The organism is uncultured Paracoccus sp., from assembly GCF_947496875.1.
Taxonomy (GTDB): domain Bacteria; phylum Pseudomonadota; class Alphaproteobacteria; order Rhodobacterales; family Rhodobacteraceae; genus Paracoccus.
This window is the reverse complement of record NZ_CANMEH010000030.1, coordinates 1-21,647: the sequence shown is the minus strand read 5'-3', so window position 1 is coordinate 21,647 and position 21,647 is coordinate 1. Positions and strand designations below refer to the sequence as shown.

Below are 21,647 nucleotides of genomic sequence, written 5' to 3'. Positions count from 1 at the left end.
AGGAACAACGGCATGATCGACAAGACCGCGCGCGAGGCCCGTGCGATCCGCGATGCGCGGACGCTCTTCGCCGAAGCGCTTAACGACCTCGGGCTCATGGAGCCCTTCTTTCACCGCAGCGCCGAAGACATCGACCGCCTGATCGAGGCGGCGGTCACCGGCTACATCGACAGTATGCAGGACCTGGCCGCGCGCAAGGAGCGCACCGGCACGGCCTTCGACGACCCCATTCCGTTCTGAGGGGGCGCGCGATGATCGACCTGAACGACGACACCGCGTCCTGCAGCTGGAAGCCTCTGCTCGAGGCGGCCACCGAGAACGCCGTCACTGACTTCGAGATCGAGTTCTGCGACAGCCTCCGCGAGAAGCTCGCGCGGTTCGGCGAAAGCGCCCGGCTGACGGACGCGCAGTTCCACAAACTGACCTGCATCGCGCAGGCCGGCGGGTTCTGGGAGCGCGAGCGATGATCGACCTGAACCATGGTTCGGGCTTCCTCTATGGCGCAGTCGCGCCGCGCCCGCCCATTGCCGAAGCCGTCTCCGCCGCCATCGACACGGCGCTGTCCGCGCGCCACCGAGCGGAGCGTCCGCGCACCTATGTCAGTTCCTCGGGTCTCGGCCGCGACTGCCTGCGCCAGATCCAGTACGACTTCTTCGCGGTCCCAAAAGACGAGGGCCAGGAGTTCGCGCCGCGCACGCTGCGGATCTTCGAGGCGGGCCATAGGGCCGAGGACATCGTCGCGGGCTGGTTCCGCATCGCCGGCTTCGACCTGCGCACCGAACGCCCGGACGGTCGCCAGTTCGGGTTTGAGGCTCTCGGCGGCCGCTTCAAGGGCCATATCGACGGCTGCATCGTCTCGGGACCCGTCGCGATGGACTATCCCGCGCTCTGGGAGAACAAGGCGCTCGGGGCGGCCAGCTGGAAGGACGTGGTCAAGCGCGGCGTCAGCCTCGCGCGGCCGGTCTACGCCGCCCAGATCGCGCTCTATCAGGCCTATATGGACCTGCTCGCCCCGGCGCTCTTCACCGCGCTGAACCGCGACACGATGGAATTGCACGCGGAGCTCGTGCCCTTCGACGCGCATCTCGCGCAGGAGATGTCGGATCGCGCCGTCGCCGTGGTGCGGGCCACCGAGGCCGGGGAATGGCTGCCGCGGGCCGTAGCCGAGCCGACCGCAGTCCTCTGCCGCGGCGGCATGGCGGCCGGCAAGTGGCACGCGCCCTGCGCTTGGGCGAAACGGTGCTGGGGTGAGCGGCGTCCCGGAAACGCTCCAGTGGAGCGTTTCAGCCGCGAACGGGCGGAGCCCAGGCCATGATCCCCGACGCCTATGAGCTCAAGCGGATCGTGCGCGCGCATCGCGAGCGGTTCTGGTGCTCCGACCTGCTCGCAGCGGCGGAGTTCGCGCCGATCTATTTCTTCGACGATCAGGCCGCCTTCGATGGCGATATCGTCGACCGCGCGATGACCCGGGTCTTTACCGGTCCACTTCGGCTGCCGCATCCGTCCGTGATCTTCGAGGTGCGCGAGCAGCGCGCGTCTCCTTCTGGCCTCATCGTCTGCGCTCGCGCCGACGGCGACATAGTCGAGGCCACGTTTCTCATGCGCAAGCGGGCGCCGCGCGGCTGGACGGATTGCCTGGTGCGGATCTGGATGCATCCGGACGGCAAGGCGGAGATCGAGGGCAACCCGGCGGAGCGACACGACGAGACGGTCCGTGGTCACGGCGAAGTCGCCGCCGGCATCGTCTGGCGCGCCCTGACCATCCTCGGCGCGTCCCCGGAAATCCGCGACCGAAAGGTGTCGCTCGCAAAACGGTCCCGCCTGGCCCGCGAGGGCGTGCGCGGATGGGTCTGGCGCCAGGTCGCCATCGATCCGGCGCGCCTTTGTGCAGCGATACCGCCGCAAGGAGGCAGTCACGCCAGCCCGCGCTGGCATATCCGCCGCGGTCACTGGCGGCAGCTCGCCGACGGGCGCCGGGTCTTCGTCCGGCCGTGCGAGGTGGGCGATCCGACCCGCGGCGGGATCGTCAAGGATTACGCAGTGGAGGCACGCCAGCCATGACAGAGTTCACCCCATCCGCCACGCAGGCCGCCGCGATCCGCGAGATCAGGGACTGGTTCGAGACCCGGACCGAAGAGCAGCAGGTATTCCGCCTGTTCGGCTATGCCGGGTCGGGCAAGACCACCGTGCTGAAGTTCGCGCTCGACGAACTCGGCCTCTCCCCCCACCGCAGCGCGCGGGACGGCCGGTGCGTGCCCGGCGTCGTCACCGCCACCTTCACCGGCAAGGCCGCGCTGGTGCTGACCCGCAAGGGCACGCCGGCGCGCACCATCCACAGCCTGATCTACTCGGTGATCGAGGCGACCGAGGAGGAGATCGAGGAAGCCGCCCGGAAGATCGCGCTGGCGGAACGCGACGCGCGCCGTCTCACCGGGTTCGCGCGCACCACGGCCGACGCCGCGATCGAGGCGATGCGCCAGGGGCTCTCGGCGATGAAGCACCCGCGCTTCGCGCTGAACCCGCAGAGCGATGCCTCCGACGCCCGGCTGATCGTGCTCGACGAGGTGTCGATGGTCGGCGAGGAGATGGCGCGCGATCTGATGAGCTTCGGCAAGCCGATCCTCGTCCTCGGCGATCCCGGCCAGCTGCCGCCGATCCGGGGCGAAGGCGCCTTCACCCGCGACGAGCCCGACGTGATGCTGACCGAGATCCACCGCCAGGCGGCCGAGAGCGCGATCATCCGTCTCGCCACCATGGCGCGCGAGGGCCGGCCGATCGGCTTCGGCGTCTACGACGATCATGTCGCCAAGCTCCGCAAGGGCGACATCACGCCGGAACAGGCACTTCGCGGCGGCCAGCTGATCTGCGGGCTCAACGCCACGCGGCTGCAGATCAACAACGCCATGCGCGCGGCGGCCGGTCTCGGCGGGACCTGGCTGCCCACGGGGCCAGCCGAGAAGATCATCTGCCTGAAGAACCAGAACGATCTGGGGCTGATCAACGGGATGTTCGTGACGCTCGAGGACATCGTCGACGAGGGCAGCCTCTACTTCTCGGCCGTCGTCCATGACGAGGACGGGCGCCACATCGGCGAGCCGTATGAGGACGGGCGTCCGGGCCGGCTGCGCATCTACAAGGGGCATTTCGAGGACCATGTCGCCTATGACGACAAGCGCCACGACCGCGACTACAAGGAGAAGCGCCTGCTGACCGAGGCCACCTTCGGCTGGGCGATCACCGCCCACAAGGCGCAGGGCTCGCAGTGGGAGAACGTGATCGTCTGGGACGACGGGCTGGGCCGCAGCGAGATTGATCGGCGTCGCTGGCTCTACACGGCGATCACCCGGGCCGAGCGCGGGCTCGTCCTTCTGGCCTGAGGGGTGCGATGATCGACCTCAACGACATCGCGGTCCCGAAGACCCGGCACGATCTGGCGGCGGTGAAGGAGCGGCTCGCCTGCACGGCCGCCGACTGGTTGCCTGCGCTCTTTCCCGAGGCCCGGCTCGCGCGGGACCGCCGATCCTTGCGCTGCGCGGACCTCTCCGGGCGCCCGCCGCGCAAGGAGGGCTCGTGCACGATCCATCTCGACGGGCCCTTTGCCGGCTGGGGTTTCGACTACGCCACCGGCGAGCGGGCCGGTCCAATCGACCTGATCGCGCAGGCGACAGGGCTCTGCGACGGCGCGCTCTTCGACGAGGCGGCGCGGCTCGCAGGGATGGACCATCCGGCGCCACGGCCCACGCCGGGGTCACCCACGCGCGCACGCCCCGACCATACCGCCGAGATCGCGCGGCTGGTCGGCGGGGCCGTTCCGCTCGCGGATACGCCTGGCGAGACCTATCTGCGCGCCCGCGGAGTCTCGGATCCCGGATCGCCCGACCTGCTGTTCCATCCCGATCTTCCGGACTTCGACAGCTGCCGCGGCTGGCCCGGGCTGATCGCGATCCTGCGGCTGCCGGACGGGGAGCGCGCGCCGGGCATCCACCGCACTTTCCTGCTCGACGACGGCAGCGCCAAGGCGCCCCCGGGCAAGAAGATGCTTGGCAGCGTGAAGGATGCCGTGGTCCGGCTGTCCCCGATGCCCGAGGACGGGCATATCGGCATCGCCGAGGGGATCGAGACGGCGCTCGCTGCCCATGCGCTCTTCGGCACTCCGGTCTGGGCGGCGCTGTCGGCCCACGGTCTGGCGCGGTTCCAGTGGCCCAAGGGCACCCGGCGCGTCACCATCTACGCCGATGCCGGGGACGCAGGCCGCCAGGCGGCCGCGACGTTGTCGGACCGTCTGAACCGTGCCGACATCGCGAACGAGATCGTCGCGCCGCTCCATGGCGACGACTTCAACGACGATCTGCAGCGCGGCGCCCGCGCCGAGGATTACGCGCGCGACGCGGACACTACAGTGGAGCCGCAGGCCACGGATCCGGTAGAGCCCGAGACGGTCACGCCCGTTGTCGCCTCCGCCGACGATCCCGCAACGCTGATCGCCGCGGCCGAGGCGCTGACCAACCCGCCCGAGTTCGAAGCCCTGTCCACGCTGCTCGGGCGCATCGCGCTGGCGAAGCTCGATCCGCTGCCCGAACGGCAGGTCATCGCGCGCATCAAGTCCGCGACCGGCATCGGCATGTCGGTCCTGACCCAGCAGCTGGCCGAGCTCCGCCGCCGCGTCAACGCCACCGGCGATCCGCACGCGCCGATCCCGAAGCCCGCCTGGTTCAGGCGCCTCCGGCTCGATCTCGCTAGCGCGCCCGAGCGTAACGAGGCCAACGTCATCGTGGCGCTGACCTCCGATCCGGCCTTCGCCGGCGTTCTCGCTTTCGACGAGTTCGGGCAGGAGATCGTGGTGCGTCAGCCGCTGCCGTGGGACAGCGTCACCACGTTGCTCCCGCGCCCCTGGGAAGACGCCGACGACATCCGCACCGCCGAGTGGCTTCAGCTGCGCGGGATCAACGTGGCGCCGGTGGTCGTGAGCCGCGCCGTCGGCGCCGTCGCCCGCGAGCTACGCATCCATCCTGTCCGCGACTGGCTCGACACCCTGACATGGGACGGCACGCCCCGGATCGAGACCTGGACCAGCGCCTATCTCGGCGCCGAGCCCATCGCATTCCACCACACCATCGGCGCGCTCTGGCTGATCTCGGCCGTCGCCCGCATCTACCGCCCTGGCGTGAAGGCCGACCACATGCTGATCCTGGAGGGGCCGCAGGGTGCGCGCAAGTCCACCGCGATCAAGGTGCTGGCCGGTGAGGAATGGTTCACCGACGAACTGCCGGAACTTGGCTCCAAGGACGCGGCACTGCACATGCAGGGGGTCTGGATCGTCGAGATCGCCGAACTCGACGCCATAGGCCGCGCCGAGGTCTCGCGCATCAAGGCGTTCCTGACGCGCACCACCGACCGCTTCCGCCCGCCCTATGGCCGCTACACCGTAGAGGTGCCGCGCCAGTGCGTGTTCGCCGGCACCGTGAACCCCGACACCTATCTGCGCGACGAGACCGGCAACCGCCGCTTCTGGCCGCTCCGCTGCGGGACCATAGACATCGCGGCGCTCGCCCGCGACCGGGACCAGCTCTGGGCCGAGGCCGTCCACCGCTTCCGCGCCGGCGCGATCTGGTGGATCGACGACCCCGCACTGCTGGCCGAAGCCCGCGAGGAGCAGGACCGCCGTTACCAGTCCGACGCCTGGGACGACCTGATCGAACACTGGCTGACGCACGAGATCCGCACCGTCTCCGATGGCTTCCCCGATTACGGCAACTCCCGCACCGAGAGCGTGTCGCGCCCCGAGCCGCTGAGGGACGTTTCGGTCGGCGAGATCCTCGAGGAGGCGATCGGGCTCGAACCCGCCCGCTGGACCCGCGGCGACCAGATGCGCGTCTCGGCCTACCTCAAGGCGAACGGCTGGGAGCGGTACCGGCGGCGCGACGAGGGCGGGCGCGAGGCGGCGCGGGAATGGCGGTATCGGCGAGGTACGGGATAGGCCTCAGAAAGGTGGCAACCGGCCCTTACCGACCGCGTGGTCGCAGCCTCGTTACCGTTCGAACATCCTGTGCTACCGCAGTGCTCGCTTGGAGCCACTGCCGCATTTCTTGGAAAACCGGGTGGCTGCCGTCTGGGTCTGCCAGGGTCAAGAGTACTGCAAAAGGCACTCCTTCCGCGGGGAACTGCGCCTCAGCACGAACGAGGCTAGTAACCTCCAGACGCCATTGCGACGAGCTTCCTTTCTCAACAAATGTGCTCTCATACTGCTTGGCGGGCCACCATTTGAGGCCGTGGTCTATGAGCGCCTTCTCGGGTATCGCGAGATTGGTTGACTTGGGTAGGTAGTGGGCCGCGATCTGGTTCGTGAAGCGGACACTGCCATCGGAAGCAGGCTCCGGCTGACGCTGCTTCAGCGATGCCTCAAGATTGACGCGGACGAACTCGGCACCGAAGGCTGGATCAAGCGGTGGTGCGTAAACGAGCGTGATTTTGGCGAGGCCTGAGCAGCGTCCGTCTGTAACAAGGCTTTGTGGCCAACTGAACGGGAACCGGAGTATGACCGGCTTCTTCTCGCCAATGCTAAGGCGGCTTTGGAAAAGCAGCGTGATCTGGTGGTCGTCCGTTTCCAGCATCGTGGCGACGGCTCGCGGCCTGCCGAAACCCGCGAATTGCCGGCCAATGTCCTTGAGACCACGCTTCGTCAGTGGCTCGGGCATCGCCGTGTGATGCAGCAACATTGCCCGAAGCGCTTCGACAGACAAGCCGCCCTCGGTAGCGGTGTCGAGGCCTGCCAACGTACGCGCAACCAGCGGCGCGGCGAAACTCGTGCCGACGACGCTCTGCCTGCCGCCCGAAGGAGACAATGACGCAAGCCCGGTGGGCTTTCCGGGCCCACTCCCTCCTGTTCCGCCATAGCACGCGACATCGGGCTTGACACCAACTTGGAGACCGGGCCCGCGCGTCGTGTAAACGGTCGGCGCGTCGGCAATCTGATTGGTGTTTGGAGGATTGAGTGCGCCGACCGAGATCGACCTGACGCTCTCGGCGGGCTTGAAGATCGTGTCGGGTGAGGTTCGTGACGCGAAATAGTTGATGACGTCGACTGGACGCTTCTGCCAGGCGGAACGCGCCTGAGCGGGTGGCAGGTTCCCGGCAGAATTCACGAAGACCACGCCGTAGGTATCTGCGATCTGGTCGAGGCGAGAAGCGTAGATACTGTACCGGTGCCGCTCGACCGGCGCGACCGCGTTTATGGAGAGATTAAACACTCTGACGCCATGTTCGTTCTTCGCCTCTGCGACGGCCTGCTCGATCTCCTCTAGGAAGTCGGAGAAACCTCGACGATAACGAGCCATGAACGGACCGTTAGGGTACAGGGGTATGTCGTAGAGACGGCAGCCATTCGCCTCGGGCGCAACGTCAACGCTATTGAGCGTTTGCCCAATGGTCAGGAGTCCGGCGACGTTCGTGCCGTGGACCGCGTCATATTCTCCTGACGATAGATAATCGAACCGTCCCGCAACCCAGCCGTCAAGAACCGGCGCCACACCGGAGTCGATGACACCCACGATCGGGTAAGTCGATCGGCCCTCCGGAACGGGGATGGTAACCGGTTCGGCCGCGGCAGTGGCATCAGAACTTGAACGGTCGTCTGTCAGCTCGAGCAGAACAGGTGGCAAGATCGCACGCACCAAAGGATGCTTCTGAAGCGCAGTCAGGGTCGCCTCGTGTCGTTCCGGATTTCGGTCCATCGAAGAGAGGCTGATTTCCTGGCCTGAGTCGCTTCCAGCCACACCTCCTCGATTGTCGATCAGAGCGTCGACAGGCTGTGTGGTCAGCTGAACTTCGAGGACGGGGGTTCGTCCAACCTCAAAGGCGAGATAACTGCGCGCACCCAGGCCGAGAGACAATAACAGCCGCTCAAGTGAGCGCCGTAATGCGATCCGTCCGAGCGGGTCATCGGCGATCACCCGTTCGGCAGGCGTCTCGAAAAGTTCGACCTGATAGCCGGAGACTGCCCGAGGATCCTCGAGCGCCGCAAGAGCTGCTGCGGTAGAAAATGCACGTTTCTGCTCGGGAGGTGCGATTTCGATGGTCTCGATGGCGCCGACTTCTGCTCGCGCGATGGTCGGCGCCTTGTAAGGCTTATTGTCAACCCTCCGATACTTTGTCTCGACGGAGGCTTCAGCCTGCTCGATGCGCTGTCGCAGAGCTTTCAGGTAGATCAACGGAGCTCGAAAATAGAGCGTTCCGACCGCGTCTGCCCCTACACACGGGAATTGGTCGGGCTTGAACAGCCACCATACAGGTCGATAGGATTTCGCCAGTGCTTCGTTACGCATCTGGATTTTCAGATACGCCGCAGGACCATAACGGCTCGCCCGAATCTCGTCGATGATCCGATCGATTGCGGCCAGCAGCGAGTCCTTGTGGGCGACGAATGCCTTGTCCGCGTCCTCGAAAAAATCCTTGTTCCGCGGCGGCTGTCCCGGATCGGGCGCCTGATGAAAATCTCGATCGTTCAGGATGATCTGAACCGGATTATTGGGCATGCGACGCCTCCAGCAGTGGCAGATGGCGCTTCGCCTTCTTGAGGTCGCTCACCCGCGACTGGCCGTACCCCGTCGCCTCACCTATTTCGGTTTGCTTGAGCGAAAGCGTACCATCATTCGCGATCAGGCTGATAAAAGCTTCTTGATCGACGGCGAGGATGCGGGCCGCCACATGATCGTTCTGCGGTGCACGGGCTAGTACAGAACTCAAGGCACGGAACAATCCTGGCCCGTCATGAGATTCGCCGCTGAGCGCCAGCGTCCGTTTCACGGCCGTGCACACTCTTTCGATGTCGGCCCCCGTGCACCCCGCGAGACAATATGAGAATACCCTGAGGGTAGAGGCAGGCGGTTCGAGCGGTTGGAGGAACCGCGCAATCAGGCTTTCGCGGGCGGGCTCGTCCGGCTCGCCGAGTTGAAGATGCGTTTCGAAGCGACGCCAAACGGCTGGGTCCAGGAGCTTGTCATGGTTCGTAATAGCGATCGTGATTCCGAAGTTGCGCCGCTGATCGAGATTCTGCAGCAAGGTGTTGACCACGCGCTTGATCTCGCCGATCTCTTGCGGATCGTCCCGGAGCTTCGCGAGCGCGTCGAACTCGTCCAGCAGCAGAACGCAGGCGTATCGGTTGGCGAAGTCGAACAGGTTCGCAATATTGCGCGCGGTAGTGCCCAGAAACGATGATATCAGGCCGTCGATGCGTGCCACGACCAGAGGTAATCCCAACCGGACGGCGATATAGTGGGCGGTAATGGTCTTACCCGAACCAGGCGGCCCATAAATCAACAGAGAGCGCGTGGGCGACACACCTACCTCCTGCAGCGCGGCCTCGCTGGTCCATTCCCGCAGCAGACCCTCGACCGTTTCTGACACTACTGCCTTATAAACGGGCGCTAGGCCGTCCCGACCCGGAAAATCAACTGTGCACAACCGGGCTCCGGTCTCTCTATCGATCGGCGGGTTAACTCCCTGCTCGAGGACTTCGCCGGAGATATGGCCGCGCGACATCTCTACGCGGCTCGGAGCTAGTTCCTGTGTGTCGCGCGCGGCGGCGCGCAAGCGCTCTAACGTGGCGGCTTCCTTCGTCGCTCCGGCCTTCTCGAGGCGCTCACGAAGACGCAGCACCTGCTTGTCCACAGCCTCCGGATCCCCGGCCAGACCGGCCCGAACGATGCTCTGGATGACCGCGAAGTGCTCCATGTCGAAAATCCACCATCAGGTTTGCTAGTTGCCGATTCATATCGCTGTTATCTCGAACCTACAAGGCAAAATTCAAAAAATTATCTGCGATTACTGAAAAAATATCGACACCACAGCCATCCTGATCGGACTCTGGGCAAGATGGTGAGCGCCTCGCGTTCGGTGACGCTGCCAAGCGGGCGACGACCGCTTTGGCGGGCCCACTGCCAGTTCTCGTACCGCGCTGCCATCAGACCGCTTACTCCGCCCACCCTGTCGTCCTCACTCAGCGTTTCAGTCGCTGCTCGGCTCTCGTCACGGCGCTCTGTCCCAACCTCCCCGGTGGTCCCAACCCTGTCCCAACCTCCCGAGGGGGTTGGGGACACGAAAAGACGTTCAAAAACAACGGTGTCCCCAACCTCACCCTGTGGTCCCAACCTTTTGCTACACATTCATGTGGGAGAACGGAAAAGGTCGGGAACATGTTTTTCTATACGAAAAGAGAAGGACCCCCGTTGGGGACACCGAGGTTGGGACCACATCCGGTCAAGCCATTGGAGTGAAACGATAAAGGGCTGTCCCAACCCCCTCGAAGGTTGGGACCACGCGTTCGGAGGTTGGGACCGGGACGGGCCGAGCGTCGATCACTGCCCGCCGCCGCGGCCATGTTCGTTTTCGCTTTGGCCGTGGACTGCCGGATGCTACATCTTGCGGTGACCGAAGCCGAAGGCCCACAGCTTGTGAGCCTTCACGATGAACACACCCATACCCGCGCAGGACGTCCGCCCCGAGCCGGGCGCGATCAGCCGGTCCTGCATCCTTGGCCTAGATCTCGGCACCACGACCGGCTGGGCGCTCCGCAGCCATGACGGACTGATCACCAGTGGCACGGTTAATTTCAGGCTTGGCCGCTTCGACGGTGGCGGCATGCGCTACCTGCGCTTCACCAACTGGCTGACCGAACTCGACCGGCTGTCCGGGCCCATCGCCGCGATCTGGTTCGAAGAGGTCCGCCGGCACGCCGGCACTGACGCGGCGCATGTGTTTGGAGGTCTCCTCGCGACGCTGACCGCATGGGCTGAACTGCGGGGCATCCCCTACCAGGGCGTTCCGGTCGGCACGATCAAGCGCCACGCCACCGGCAAGGGCAACGCGCCCAAGGAGGCGATGATCGCCGCGGCGCGAGCCAGAGGCTTCTCACCCGCCGACGACAACGAGGCCGACGCCATCGCGATCCTCCATTGGGCGCTCGAGACGAACGGAGGCCTGGGATGAGGTGGTATCCGAAAGGCTACGGCGGCAGGCGCCGGGATCCCGACCAGGTGAAACGCGATGGCTGGCATGACGAGGGTGTGCTCGCCGTCTCCATCGAAGACCACCGACTGACCTGGCCGGAGCGCGAGCTGGTGCGTCAGCTCGGTGAGAAGCTGTATGGGCCACGTGCGGGCGACCGGGAGGCCGCGAATGGCTGAGTGGACGCCTACCATGGTCGAGGACCGGCTCGAGAGCGCGGCCGACGTGTTCCGGTCGCTGCCCGAGGTGAAGCCGCAGGGCTACTTCAACGCCTGGCCCGAGTACTTCCACAGCTTCGCCGACCAGGTCGGCCAGGAGCCTCGGATGCGCCGACCCAAGCCCGGGCCGCGTGACATCACGCAGGCCGAGGATGCTCTGCTCTGGCTGCGCTGGCTCGACCCTGCCGATGCGCGCCTGCTCTGGCTCCGGGCGAACCGAAAGCCGTGGAAGCCGATCTGCTGGGAGCTGGGTATCAGCCGTGCCACCGCAAACCGGCGCTGGCAGTACGGGATCGCGGTCATCGTCTGGCGACTGAACGGGAAGCAGGTGCCGAGGAAGCGGTCGATGGAGTTCGTGGTGGCGCAGGCGGTGCACTGAGTGTGTCAAGGCTCGACAGTCGCGTGAGACAATTTCCTGCGAGACACCGGACGGCGAGACGGATCGCCCCGCTGGCGCTATCCATGGGGATATACTCGGGGTCGTGCGCTCGGGCGAACCGACGCTGATCCCGAGGTGGATACCGGGGCTGGCTTCCGGGGTCCAGCAGGGGTCCAGGCCGCCAACCCGTTGTTTTCCGGTTCCTTTCCGGGCCGAAATGTATGCTGGCGGGCGAAGCGCGGGACATCGCCAGCGACAGGGCCGGATTTTTGGGAAGCCACCCGGAAGCCAGGATGCACTCCTGCGCCGAATAACCGTCGAAAACCAGAGGCTTATGCGAGAGCGGTGTGGATTCCTTTGCCGGACTCCTCGAGCCAGCGGAGTCCGGGCCGCTACGGAATCCACCGGCTCCGGCTGGGAACCCGAAACGATGCCCATCGTGCGTCGTCCGAAGGCGGCAGCTTGCAATCGGTGCGCTGGAACCCCTTCTCCCGGAGATCAGGAGATGGAGGAGCACCGATGATCGATCGACTTGCTGGCCGGCGGGGCGTACTGGCCGTTCTCGGCTTCCTGGGGGTCGCCGGGCGTGCAGCGGCCGCCATTCCGACGCCCGAGCAGACGGCGGGGCCGTTCTATCCCCCGCCGAACCAGCGGCCGCAGGATACCGACTGGGATCTCGTCAAGGTCGAGGGCCGCGTTCGCGAGGCGGGCGGAGAGGTGATGCACCTCTCCGGCAAGGTAATCGGCAGGAACGGCGCGCCGCTTGCGGAAGCGCTCGTCGAGATCTGGCAGTGCGATGCCAACGGGCGCTACCACCATGTGGGCGACCGCTCCTCGGATCGGCCGCTCGACGAGGCCTTCCAGGGATATGGCGCCATCCGCACCGACGCCGAAGGTCGCTACCGATTCCGGACGATCAGGCCCGTTCCCTATCCCGGGCGCACACCGCACATCCATGCGCGTGTCGTGCCACCGGACGGACGCGAGCTGATCACCCAGATCTATCTCGAGGATCACCCGCTGAACCGAAAAGACTGGATCTTCCGCTCGCTGGGCGCGAGGGCGCAGTCGGCGGCGACCGTCGACCCGGAGCGCCGGGAGGACGGCGATCTGCAGGCGAGGTTCGATTTCGTCGTCTGAGGCTGGCGTCCGCCGGCAATCGGCGGGAGCATCTGATCGCATAACCTGACGGGCCGTCGTTCTTGAGGGCGACGGCCTGAGCTTTTGCGGCCGCGCACGCGCGTCGCGACTATTTGAGTTCCCGCCCAGGGAGCTTGCTCACTCTTCCTGACCAGGACCAATCCGCATGACCCTCGCCTTCGCCCCCGAGCGGATCGAGACCTGGCCGCTTTCGCGCCTCCAGCCCTACGCGAAGAACGCAAAGGCGCATGGCGCGGACCAGGTTGCGAAGATCGCCGCCAGCATGGCCGAGTTCGGCTGGACCGTGCCGTGCCTCGTCGGCGAGGACGGAGAGCTGATCGCCGGCCACGGGCGCGTGCTGGCTGCGACGCAGCTGGGGCTGACCGAGGCGCCGGTGATCGTCCTCGGGCACCTGACCGAGGCGCAGCGGCGGGCCTATCGTCTGGCCGACAATAAGCTCACCGAACTCGGAACATGGGACGAGGCGCTGCTGTCGGCTGAACTGAACGACCTGCTAGCCGAGGATTTCGACTTGTCGCTGGTCGGCTTTTCCGACGGCGAGCTCGACAAGCTGCTGGCATACGTCGCGGAAGACGACGGGGAAGAAGGTGGCGCCGGGGGCTCCGTGCCGCCGGTGACCATCCCCGAACCACCGCGCAATCCGGCGTCGCGGACCGGCGATCTGTGGATCCTTGGCGATCATCGCCTTCTCTGCGGTGACAGCACCAGCGCGTCCGATGTGCGCCGCCTGATGAATGGCGAACGCGCCATCCTGTTCGCCACCGACCCGCCGTATCTCGTCGACTACGACGGCTCGAACCACCCAACGCGCAACAAGGACTGGTCCGCATCCTACGGCACGACCTGGGATGACAGCAGCCAAGGTGCCGAACTCTACGACGGCTTCATCTCGGCCGCGGTGGCGGAAGCCATCGCCGAGGATGCGGCCTGGTACTGCTGGCACGCCTCGCGCCGCCAGGCGATGCTCGAGGCCTGCTGGGAGAAGGCCGGGGCCTTTGTGCATCAGCAGATCATCTGGGTGAAGGACCGCGGCGTCCTGACCCGGTCGCACTACCTCTGGAAGCACGAGCCCTGCTTCATGGGCTGGCGTCGCCCGAACCGCCCGCCGAAGGTCGCCGAGCAGACGCTGCCCTCGACCTGGGAGATGCCTTCCTTCGCCAGGGAAGAGCGCCCCGACCATCCGACGCCGAAGCCGCTCGACGCCTTCGGGATCCCGATCCGCCAGCATGTGGCGCGCGGCGGACTTTGCTATGAGCCGTTCTCGGGGTCAGGTTCGCAGATCATGGCGGGCGAGGCCAACGGCCGCCGCGTCTTCGCGATGGAGATCAGCCCGGCCTATGTCGATGTTGCCGTGGAGCGCTGGCAGGCGGACACCGGGCGCGAGGCAATCCTCGACGACGATGGCCGGACCTTTGCCGCCATGAAGGCTGAGCGACTCGGCGACGAGATCGAAACCGGCACCAACGAAGCCGGCGAGGCCTGGAGCGCGGGGCGCGGAAAGAGCAAAGCTGCATGAAGCAGTCGCGCTTCATGTCGCTGGTCGAGTCCATGGCCAACGTGATCGTCGGCTATGGCTTCGCCGTCGGCACGCAGATCCTGATCTTCCCGGTCTTCGGCCTCCACACGACGCTCTCGCAGAACCTGAAGATGGGCGCGGTGTTCACGGTGGTGAGCATCGCGCGCTCCTTCGCCTTGCGGCGGCTGTTCGAGACAGTCCGGATACGAGGCATCTGAAGTCGCGACGATCTGCGAGTTGTCCGGCCGTAAGCTGTGCCGGTTTAGGGTGGTCCGCGCCCTATCGAGCAACTATCAGGTCAGAGTACTCGATGGAGATCCAGATGGGACAGATTTCCTCTCGCGTCACCGAACGATTGGGCATTGCCCACCCGATCATCTCGGCACCGATGGCATTCGCTGCCGGGGGGGCTCTTGCCGCGGCCGTCAGCCGGGCGGGAGGGCTTGGACTCATCGGCGGGGGTTATGGCGACGATACCTGGCTCGAGGATCAGTTTCAGCTTGCCGCTGGCGTACCGGTCGGCGTGGGGTTCATCACCTGGTCGCTTCGAAAGTCCCCCTCGCTGCTCACGGCCGTTCTCAGGCACCGACCTCGGGCCGTGATGCTGTCCTTCGGTGACCCTCGGCCTTTCGCCGACGAGATCCGCGCAGCTGGGGCGGCTCTCATCTGCCAATGCCAGAACGTTGATCATGTCTGGGACGCGATCGACGTCGGCGCCGACATCATTGTTGCCCAAGGGACCGAGGCGGGCGGCCACGGAAGTTCGAGAGGTACACTGACCTTCGTACCCGAAGCAGCCGATCTCATCCGTGAGCAGGACTCGCCCTCAGTGCTGGTCGCGGCGGGTGGCATCGCGGACGGACGGGGCCTTGCCGCCGCGCTGATGCTGGGGGCGGAAGGCGTGCTGGTCGGCACGAGGTTCTGGGCCGCTCGCGAAGCCCTGGTCCCCTCCAGGCATCACGACGCGATCCTGGCCGCGGGGGGCGACGAGACCATTCGCACCAGCGTCGTCGACATTGCCCGGCAGATCCCGTGGCCGGTCGGGTTTTCCGCCAGGGTCCTCCGGAACGCCTTCGTGCAACGGTGGCACGGTCGCGAAGACCAGCTTCGGCAAAACGTGGCAACCGAGGGGCCGCGCTACCGGGAAGCCTTCGCCGCCGGTGACCCCGACGAGACCGGCGTCTGGTTCGGTGAGGCCGCCGGTCTGATCCGGGAGGTCAAGAGCGCCGGTGCCATCGTCGAGGAAATGGTGCAGCAGGCCGCGGAGCTTCTGAACCGCAGGGGTGATGGCTGACGAAGCAGCCGCGAGAGCTGCCGGCTGTCCAGGAGCAAGGCCTTCGGAGGCGCGACACACCTTAAATGCCGAATTCCGTTCTGCGAAGTAATGCCCGGGGGCTGGATCGCGCTGCACAACGAGGGACAATGTCGAGCGACGTTATTACGACCCGCCACGTCTCGGGTCACATCACCTTCCAGGGGACCGCAGAAGATCATGCCCGGTGGGCGGCGCAGCAAGAGGTACTGCGGTCTGCCGCGAAGTCGCCGAATGAGCGGGTCAGGCCCTCCGGTAAGGGTAGCTGAAGCCAGATCAGGATGTCTCGGAGACGTGGCCGGGAATGCCGCCAGCCCTCGGACAGCGGCATCCCCTTTGGCGCGTCATCGTGAGATCAGCTTTGCGAAATGCTGTACACCCGCCCGCGCCCTTCGACTTTCTCCGAGGTGACCTCGAGCCCGAGCTTCTTCTTCAGCGCCCCGGCCATCGCCCCGCGCACCGTGTGCGACTGCCAGTCCGTCGCGGCCATGATCTCCTCGATGGTCGCGCCGTCCGGCGCGCGCAGCATGGCGATCAGCGTGGCCTGCTTGGTGCCCTCGCGCGGCGTGCGCGCCTTTGGCGCGGCCGCGGGTTCAGCGGCGGTGTTCGGCGCGGGCTCCTCTGTCGGCGCATCCGTGGCGCCCGCAGGCGCGGTGTTCGCGTCCTCGGGTTTGATGCCGATGGCGGCGAGGCCTGCGTCGGTGGCGACCAGCGTGACGCCGTGGCCGTCGCCGGTTTCGCGCCAGATGAGCTCGCCCTTGCGCAGGTCCGCGTCCACCTCTTCGAGGCACCCCTTCGCGAGCATCGCGCCGACCACCTTGGCGGCGGCGCCGCCGCGCAGGCTCTCGGGCAGCGGCAGGGCGATGCGCTCGGGCCGCTGTGCGGCGGCGCTCAGGATCAGGGCCTGGGTGTCGGAAAGCTTGGTCATCGTCGTCTCCCGTATCGGGGCGCGCGGAATGCGGGCCCTTCTACGAGGTCGAGCCCGCCAGTCGGCAGGCGGGACCCGGAGAGGGTCGTCTCACTCGGCGTGTTCGCCGTCCCTGGAGGCGCTGTCGGTGATCTCGCGCAGCTTGGCGCGGTAATGGTTCAGGGTGCCGACATGGCCCCAGTTGATCTCGTCGGGGTCGGTCCCGAAATGGTCGGCGCTGAGGGCGGCGAGCCGCTCCAGCATCGCGTCGATCTCGAACTTGGCGGTGAGGAAGGCGTCGAGGGCCTTGGAGTTGGCGGTTGCGTGGCGGGTCATCTTGAAAGCTTCGTGGTGCTCATGGCGTGGTCCCTTCAGGATTGGCTGGCGGCGCGGCGCCCGGCCTCATAGGCCTCCTCGAGCGCGTCGCGGATCGCCCAGGCGGCGACGTCGTGAAAGTCGAGACGATCGGAGTTACGGGTCTCGAGCGTCTCAAGGAAGAAGTGGCGCTGCGCGATCTCCAGGATCAGTGCGTCGGGGGCAGTGGCCGGGTCGGTTTTGCAGGGGGGCATGGCAGGGTTCCTCGGGTGAGTTGCATCGCTTCGTTGGAGTGACGTTCGCTCTCTCCGCCCTGCTTATCAACTCGATAAGCACATGATCTGGAATGATAATCGGAGCCGTCGATGCAGGGCATGAGCGAGCGCCAGTACGCCGCGCATGTCGGGCTGTCGCGCGGCGCGATCCAGAAGGCGAAGACGGCGGAGCGTCTGGTCCTCTATCCCGACGGCAGCATCAACGCGGCGGCCAGCGACGCCCGGCGTGCCGAGACGACGGACCCGTCCAAGACCCGCAAGCCGCCCGCGCCCAAACTGAAGCCTGTCTCCGAGGCGGCCGTGGCCGCCGTCGGCGACACGCTCCGCGAACAGGGGCTTGCGGTCCCGGCCGTCGGGGGCGGCACGACCTTCCTGCAGGCCAAGACGGCGAACGAGGTGCTGAAGGCGCAGGAGCGGCGCCTCCGGCTCCAGAAGCTGAAGGGGGAGCTGATCGAGCGCACCCGGGCGCTCGCGCTGGTGTTCCGTCTGGCGCGGGAGGAACGGGACGCGTGGGTGAACTGGCCCGCGCGGGCTGCGGCGCTGATGGCAGCCGAGCTCTCTGCCTCGTGCCGCGACGCGACGGGTCCGCAGATCACCGTGGAGCCAGCCGCGATGCAGAAGGTCCTGGAGAAGCATGTACGCGCCCACCTCATTGAGCTCGCCGAGGTCCGGCCCGACTTCCGGTGATGATCTGGCTGATGGCGTCGGCCTGACGGACTTCGACGGCGCGGGCGAGATCCTGCGCGCCTGGGGCAACGGGCTGCGGCCCGACCCGGACCTGACCGTGTCGGAATGGGCGGACCGGCACCGGATGCTCTCGGGTCGCGCCTCGGCCGAACCGGGGCGGTATCGCACGGTGCGCACGCCCTACATGCGCGAGATCATGGACCGGCTGTCGCCCGGCGATCCCACGCAGCGCGTCGTGTTCATGAAGGCCGCGCAGGTGGGCGCGACCGAGGCAGGCAACAACTGGATCGGCTTTGCAATCCACCAGGCGCCGGGCCCGATGTTGGCCGTCCAGCCGACGGTCGAATTGGCGAAACGCAACTCGCGGCAGCGGATCGACCCGCTTATCGACGAGAGCCCCGAGCTGCGGGAGCGGGTGAAGCCTGCCCGCTCGCGCGACGCGGGCAACACGATGCTGTCGAAAGAATTCGCGGGCGGCATCCTGATCATGACGGGCGCCAACTCGGCGGTCGGGCTGCGGTCCACCCCGGCGCGCTACATCTTCCTCGACGAGGTTGACGCCTATCCGGCGTCCGCTGACGAGGAAGGCGATCCGGTCACGCTGGCCGAGGCGCGGTCGCTGACCTTCGCCCATCGGCGCAAGGTGCTGCTGGTCTCGACGCCGACGATCCGGGGGCTGAGCCGGATCGAACGGGAGTACGAGGCGTCCGACCAGCGCCGGTTCTTCGTGCCATGCCCGCATTGCGGCCACTCACAATGGCTGAAGTTCGACCGGCTGCGCTGGCAGCAGGGCCGCCCGGAAACGGCGGAATACATCTGCGAGGGCTGCGACACGCCCATCGCGGAGCACCACAAGACGGCCATGCTGGAGGGTGGCGAATGGCGGGCGACCGCCACGGCCGCCGATCCGACGACCGTCGGGTATCACCTCTCCGCGCTCTATTCGCCGATCGGCTGGCTGAGCTGGGAGCGGATCGTGAGGGCCTGGGACGCGGCCCAGGGGTCGATTGATGCGATCAAGGCGTTCCGCAATACCATCCTCGGCGAGACCTGGGTCGAGACCGGGGAAGCGCCCGACTGGCAGAGGCTGGCTGACCGTCGGGAACGGTGGCGGCCCGGCACCGTGCCTGCGCGCGGGCTGTTCCTGACCGCCGGGGCCGACGTCCAGAAGGACCGGATCGAGGTCGATGTCTGGGCCTGGGGCCGAGGGCTGGAGAGCTGGCTGGTCGATCACCTTGTGCTCGAGGGCGGGCCCGGCGATCCCGCCTGCTGGCAGCAGCTGACCGACCTGCTGGGGCGGACATGGGAGCATGTCTCCGGCCAGCCGATGACGCTGGCGCGGCTCGCGATCGACTCGGGGTTCGAGACCAGCGCGGTCTACGCCTGGTCGCGACAGGTGGGCTTTGCGCAGGTGGCGCCGGTGAAGGGCGTCGAGGGATTCAACCGATCGAGCCCTGTTGTCGGCCCGACCTATGTGGACGCGACCATTGCGGGCAAGCGCCTGCGCCGTGGTGCGCGTCTCTGGACGATCGCCACCTCGACCTTCAAGACCGAGACCTACCGCTTCCTGCGGCAGGACCGGCCGACGCGCGAAGAGCACGATGCTGGCGCGGCCTTCCCGCCCGGCACGATCCATCTGCCGGACTGGGCGGACGGCGAGTGGCTGAAGCAGCTGACCGCCGAGCAGCTGGTGACGGTGCGCACCCGACGCGGGTTCTCCCGGCTCGAATGGCAGAAGCTGCGCGAGCGCAACGAGGCGCTCGACACCCGCGTCTATGCCCGCGCCGCCGCGTGGATCCTCGGTGCGGATCGCTGGCCCGAGGCACGCTGGGCCGATCTCGAGCGGCATTTGAGGCCTCAGACCGGTCCGGGCGAGCCTGTACCCGCTCCCAAGGACGGAACAGCGTCAAACCGGCGACGGCGCACGGTGCGGTCGACCTACATGGGATGACCGCGGCGCGGAGGCGCCGTTCCTACTCCGCGGCGAAGCAATAGAGCAGGCCCTCGCCGCCGGTGCCACGGAGCGCTTCGAGACCGCAGCCGCGGGACGGATGCGACGAGTTCCACGACAATGACGGCGGCGTCTCATCCAGCCCCATTCGGTCGTGGTGCCCGACCATCGCCGCGCCCTCGCCGCTGCTGGTCCAGTCCTCGCAGGTCTGCTCGGCGGCCGTACCGTCCGGAAGCGAGCCGGTCAGGATGTCGTGCCGGTTCGGATCGTCGCCGCGGCCGTTGACGACGGCGCCGGTCTCGTCGAGGGCGGTTTCCTTGGTGATGGCGTTCGCCTCGCCGTGCAGTGCGTCGACGCTCGCAGCGATCTCGACGCCCTTCGCGTTGAACCAGGGTCCTGTCCCGATCCGGTCACGGGCGTTCTCGCTGCCGGTGGAGAGGTAGGCGCGCCACGTCCTGTCGGTCGCTCCGGCGGCTGCGGCGAGGCTCGCGCAATGCGCATCGGCCCCCTCGATGCCGCCGAAATCCGCGCCCTGACCCGGATTGGTGCTGGTGACGAAGAAACTCATCGGGCTGTCCTGCGCCGCGGCCGGACCGGCCGGACAGGCCAGGGTGGTGACAGCGGTGAGAGCAAGGCTTGCGAGTTGTCTCATGATGATCCCCCAGATCGATGCCAATTGCCGCCAGCATAGCATGCCGCGGCGGCTGACGGTCCGGGAAACTCCGTCGCCCGTGGCAGCCGAATGAATCCTGACCTGCATGAGGAATGAGCATGGCGACGCCGGTTGAACTCAAGGCCCGCCGCGAGGCGCTCGCGGCGCAGCGGTCCTCGGGCGTGGCGCGGGTCAGCTATGACGGCAAGACGGTCGACTACCGGAGCGTGGCCGAGATCGACCGGGCCATCGAGGCGCTCGACCGGGAGATCGCGGCGGCCGAGGGGCGCCGGATCGTGCGCCAGATCCGCGTGACCACGGCGAAGGGGCTCTGACCCATGGGTCTTCTCGACCGCTTCCGCCGCGCGTCCCCCGGCGGCCCCGCCGCGATGCGCGCCCGGCTCGAAGGCGCCATGGCCCGCCGCCGGCTGCGCGGCTGGAACCCGCCGCTCGAGAACATCAACACGCTGGTCGCCTCGGGCGGCCCGCGGCTGCTGGCGCGCGCCCGCGAGCTGGTCGTCACCAACGGCTATGCCGCGAATGCATGCGAGGCCTTCGCCTCGAACCTCGTCGGCGACGGCATCAAGCCCTCGTCGCTGATCGGGGATGCGGACCTGCGCGACCGCGTCCAGCGGCTCTGGCTCGCCTGGACCGACGAGGCCGATGCGGACGGGCTGACCGACCTCTACGGTCTGCAGGCCATGGTGGCACGCGAGATGTTCGTGGCCGGCGAGTGCTTCGTCCGGCTGCGCCCGCGCCGGGCCGAGGACGGGCTGCTGGTGCCGCTGCAGGCGCAGCTGCTGCAATCCGAGATGCTGCCCTTCGAGAAGACGGAAACGGCGGCGAACGGCCACCGCATCCGCTGCGGGATCGAGTTCGACGGGATCGGCCGGCGCGTGGCCTATCACTTCCGCCGCCGCCATCCCGGTGACAGCACCGACCAGGGCACAGTCATCCCGGAAACGGTGCGTGTGTCGGCCGCTGACGTGCTGCATATCTACCGGCCGATCGACGCGGGCCAGATCCGGGGTCTGCCACATGTCGCACCGGCGATGGTGCGGCTGTTCCTGCTCGACCAGTATGACGACGCCGAGCTCGACCGGAAGAAGACCGCGGCGATGTTCGCGGGCTTCATCACCAGGACCGCGCCCGAAGAGTCGATGCTGGGCGAGGCCGAGGCGGACCTCAATGGGGCTGCCATCGCCAGCCTCGAGCCGGGCACCATGCAGGTGCTGCTGCCCGGCGAGGACGTGAAGTTCTCGTCGCCCGCCGA

Annotated in this window: 23 protein-coding genes; 17 read left to right on the top strand and 6 right to left on the bottom strand. The window is 67.1% G+C overall.

What is annotated here, in order from left to right; translation table 11 throughout:
* The 6 genes from Q0938_RS17735 to Q0938_RS17710 form a co-directional block, all read left to right on the top strand.
* Positions 1–240: DUF6511 domain-containing protein (locus tag Q0938_RS17735; RefSeq protein ID WP_299365206.1), on the top strand; the 240-nt coding region annotated here is incomplete at its 5' end.
* An 11-nt stretch (positions 241–251) separates the two neighbouring features.
* Positions 252–467 carry a hypothetical protein gene (locus tag Q0938_RS17730; RefSeq protein WP_299365204.1) on the top strand — a complete coding sequence of 72 codons (216 nt, stop codon included), beginning with the start codon at positions 252–254 and terminating at the stop codon, positions 465–467.
* The gene (locus Q0938_RS17725) at positions 464–1,315 is read left to right on the top strand and encodes a hypothetical protein (protein WP_299365202.1); all 852 of its coding nucleotides are present in this window, start codon (positions 464–466) and stop codon (positions 1,313–1,315) included. The genes Q0938_RS17730 and Q0938_RS17725 overlap by 4 nt, the downstream gene beginning before the upstream one ends.
* Complete coding sequence (locus Q0938_RS17720; RefSeq protein ID WP_299365200.1) at positions 1,312–2,061, top strand: hypothetical protein; 750 nt, start codon at positions 1,312–1,314, stop codon at positions 2,059–2,061. The genes Q0938_RS17725 and Q0938_RS17720 overlap by 4 nt, the downstream gene beginning before the upstream one ends.
* Positions 2,058–3,377: an AAA family ATPase gene (locus Q0938_RS17715; protein ID WP_299365198.1), complete on the top strand. Its 1,320-nt coding sequence runs from the start codon at positions 2,058–2,060 to the stop codon at positions 3,375–3,377. The genes Q0938_RS17720 and Q0938_RS17715 overlap by 4 nt, the downstream gene beginning before the upstream one ends.
* Before the next feature lie 8 nt (positions 3,378–3,385).
* Positions 3,386–5,977 (top strand): VapE domain-containing protein, encoded by a 2,592-nt coding sequence (locus Q0938_RS17710; protein ID WP_299365197.1) that lies wholly within the window; start codon positions 3,386–3,388, stop codon positions 5,975–5,977.
* A gap of 25 nt (positions 5,978–6,002) precedes the next feature.
* Here the strand turns inward: Q0938_RS17710 and Q0938_RS17705 are convergent, their stop codons facing one another.
* Both Q0938_RS17705 and Q0938_RS17700 read right to left on the bottom strand, forming a co-directional pair.
* Complete coding sequence (locus tag Q0938_RS17705) at positions 6,003–8,531, bottom strand: S8 family peptidase (RefSeq protein WP_299365195.1); 2,529 nt, start codon at positions 8,529–8,531, stop codon at positions 6,003–6,005.
* On the bottom strand, positions 8,521–9,729 hold the full coding sequence (locus Q0938_RS17700) for an AAA family ATPase (RefSeq protein WP_299365193.1): 1,209 nt from the start codon (positions 9,727–9,729) through the stop codon (positions 8,521–8,523). The genes Q0938_RS17705 and Q0938_RS17700 overlap by 11 nt, the downstream gene beginning before the upstream one ends.
* A 732-nt stretch (positions 9,730–10,461) precedes the next feature.
* Between Q0938_RS17700 and Q0938_RS17695 the strand changes: the two genes are divergently transcribed.
* The 7 genes from Q0938_RS17695 (at position 10,462) to Q0938_RS17665 (ending at position 15,569) form a co-directional block, all read left to right on the top strand.
* Positions 10,462–10,983, top strand: a complete 522-nt coding sequence (locus Q0938_RS17695) for a hypothetical protein (RefSeq protein ID WP_299365191.1) — start codon at positions 10,462–10,464, stop codon at positions 10,981–10,983.
* Positions 10,980–11,180, top strand: coding sequence for a hypothetical protein (locus Q0938_RS17690; RefSeq protein ID WP_299365189.1), 201 nt, complete (start codon positions 10,980–10,982; stop codon positions 11,178–11,180). Before Q0938_RS17695 ends, Q0938_RS17690 begins: the two co-directional genes overlap by 4 nt.
* On the top strand, positions 11,173–11,598 hold the full coding sequence (locus tag Q0938_RS17685) for a DUF6362 family protein (RefSeq protein ID WP_299365187.1): 426 nt from the start codon (positions 11,173–11,175) through the stop codon (positions 11,596–11,598). The genes Q0938_RS17690 and Q0938_RS17685 overlap by 8 nt, the downstream gene beginning before the upstream one ends.
* Positions 11,599–12,117: 519 nt before the next feature.
* The gene (locus tag Q0938_RS17680) at positions 12,118–12,738 is read left to right on the top strand and encodes a hypothetical protein (protein ID WP_299365186.1); all 621 of its coding nucleotides are present in this window, start codon (positions 12,118–12,120) and stop codon (positions 12,736–12,738) included.
* 166 nt (positions 12,739–12,904) lie between these two features.
* A complete protein-coding gene (locus tag Q0938_RS17675; RefSeq protein ID WP_299365184.1) occupies positions 12,905–14,275 on the top strand; it encodes a DNA methyltransferase in 1,371 nt (456 codons plus the stop codon).
* The gene (locus Q0938_RS17670; RefSeq protein WP_299365182.1) at positions 14,272–14,493 is read left to right on the top strand and encodes a hypothetical protein; all 222 of its coding nucleotides are present in this window, start codon (positions 14,272–14,274) and stop codon (positions 14,491–14,493) included. The genes Q0938_RS17675 and Q0938_RS17670 overlap by 4 nt, the downstream gene beginning before the upstream one ends.
* Before the next feature lie 104 nt (positions 14,494–14,597).
* Entirely contained in the window at positions 14,598–15,569 is a 972-nt protein-coding gene (locus Q0938_RS17665) for a nitronate monooxygenase family protein (protein WP_299365180.1), read from the top strand.
* A 373-nt stretch (positions 15,570–15,942) separates the two neighbouring features.
* Here Q0938_RS17665 and Q0938_RS17660 read toward each other — a convergent pair whose 3' ends face one another.
* The 3 genes from Q0938_RS17660 to Q0938_RS17650 form a co-directional block, all read right to left on the bottom strand.
* Entirely contained in the window at positions 15,943–16,515 is a 573-nt protein-coding gene (locus tag Q0938_RS17660) for a DUF3489 domain-containing protein (RefSeq protein ID WP_299365178.1), read from the bottom strand.
* 90 nt (positions 16,516–16,605) lie between these two features.
* Positions 16,606–16,830 (bottom strand): hypothetical protein, encoded by a 225-nt coding sequence (locus tag Q0938_RS17655; protein ID WP_299365176.1) that lies wholly within the window; start codon positions 16,828–16,830, stop codon positions 16,606–16,608.
* A gap of 35 nt (positions 16,831–16,865) precedes the next feature.
* Positions 16,866–17,063 (bottom strand): hypothetical protein, encoded by a 198-nt coding sequence (locus tag Q0938_RS17650; RefSeq protein WP_299365175.1) that lies wholly within the window; start codon positions 17,061–17,063, stop codon positions 16,866–16,868.
* Between the two features lie 111 nt (positions 17,064–17,174).
* Between Q0938_RS17650 and Q0938_RS17645 the strand changes: the two genes are divergently transcribed.
* Positions 17,175–17,771, top strand: a complete 597-nt coding sequence (locus Q0938_RS17645) for a hypothetical protein (protein ID WP_299365173.1) — start codon at positions 17,175–17,177, stop codon at positions 17,769–17,771.
* Positions 17,719–19,722 carry a phage terminase large subunit family protein gene (locus tag Q0938_RS17640; protein ID WP_299365171.1) on the top strand — a complete coding sequence of 668 codons (2,004 nt, stop codon included), beginning with the start codon at positions 17,719–17,721 and terminating at the stop codon, positions 19,720–19,722. Before Q0938_RS17645 ends, Q0938_RS17640 begins: the two co-directional genes overlap by 53 nt.
* A gap of 22 nt (positions 19,723–19,744) precedes the next feature.
* Here the strand turns inward: Q0938_RS17640 and Q0938_RS17635 are convergent, their stop codons facing one another.
* Entirely contained in the window at positions 19,745–20,374 is a 630-nt protein-coding gene (locus Q0938_RS17635) for a hypothetical protein (protein ID WP_299365168.1), read from the bottom strand.
* A 119-nt stretch (positions 20,375–20,493) separates the two neighbouring features.
* Between Q0938_RS17635 and Q0938_RS17630 the strand changes: the two genes are divergently transcribed.
* Both Q0938_RS17630 and Q0938_RS17625 read left to right on the top strand, forming a co-directional pair.
* Positions 20,494–20,709, top strand: a complete 216-nt coding sequence (locus Q0938_RS17630) for a hypothetical protein (protein WP_299365166.1) — start codon at positions 20,494–20,496, stop codon at positions 20,707–20,709.
* Between the two features lie 54 nt (positions 20,710–20,763).
* Positions 20,764–21,647, top strand: an 884-nt coding sequence (locus Q0938_RS17625) for a phage portal protein (RefSeq protein ID WP_299365208.1), incomplete at its 3' end; no start/stop codon positions are given.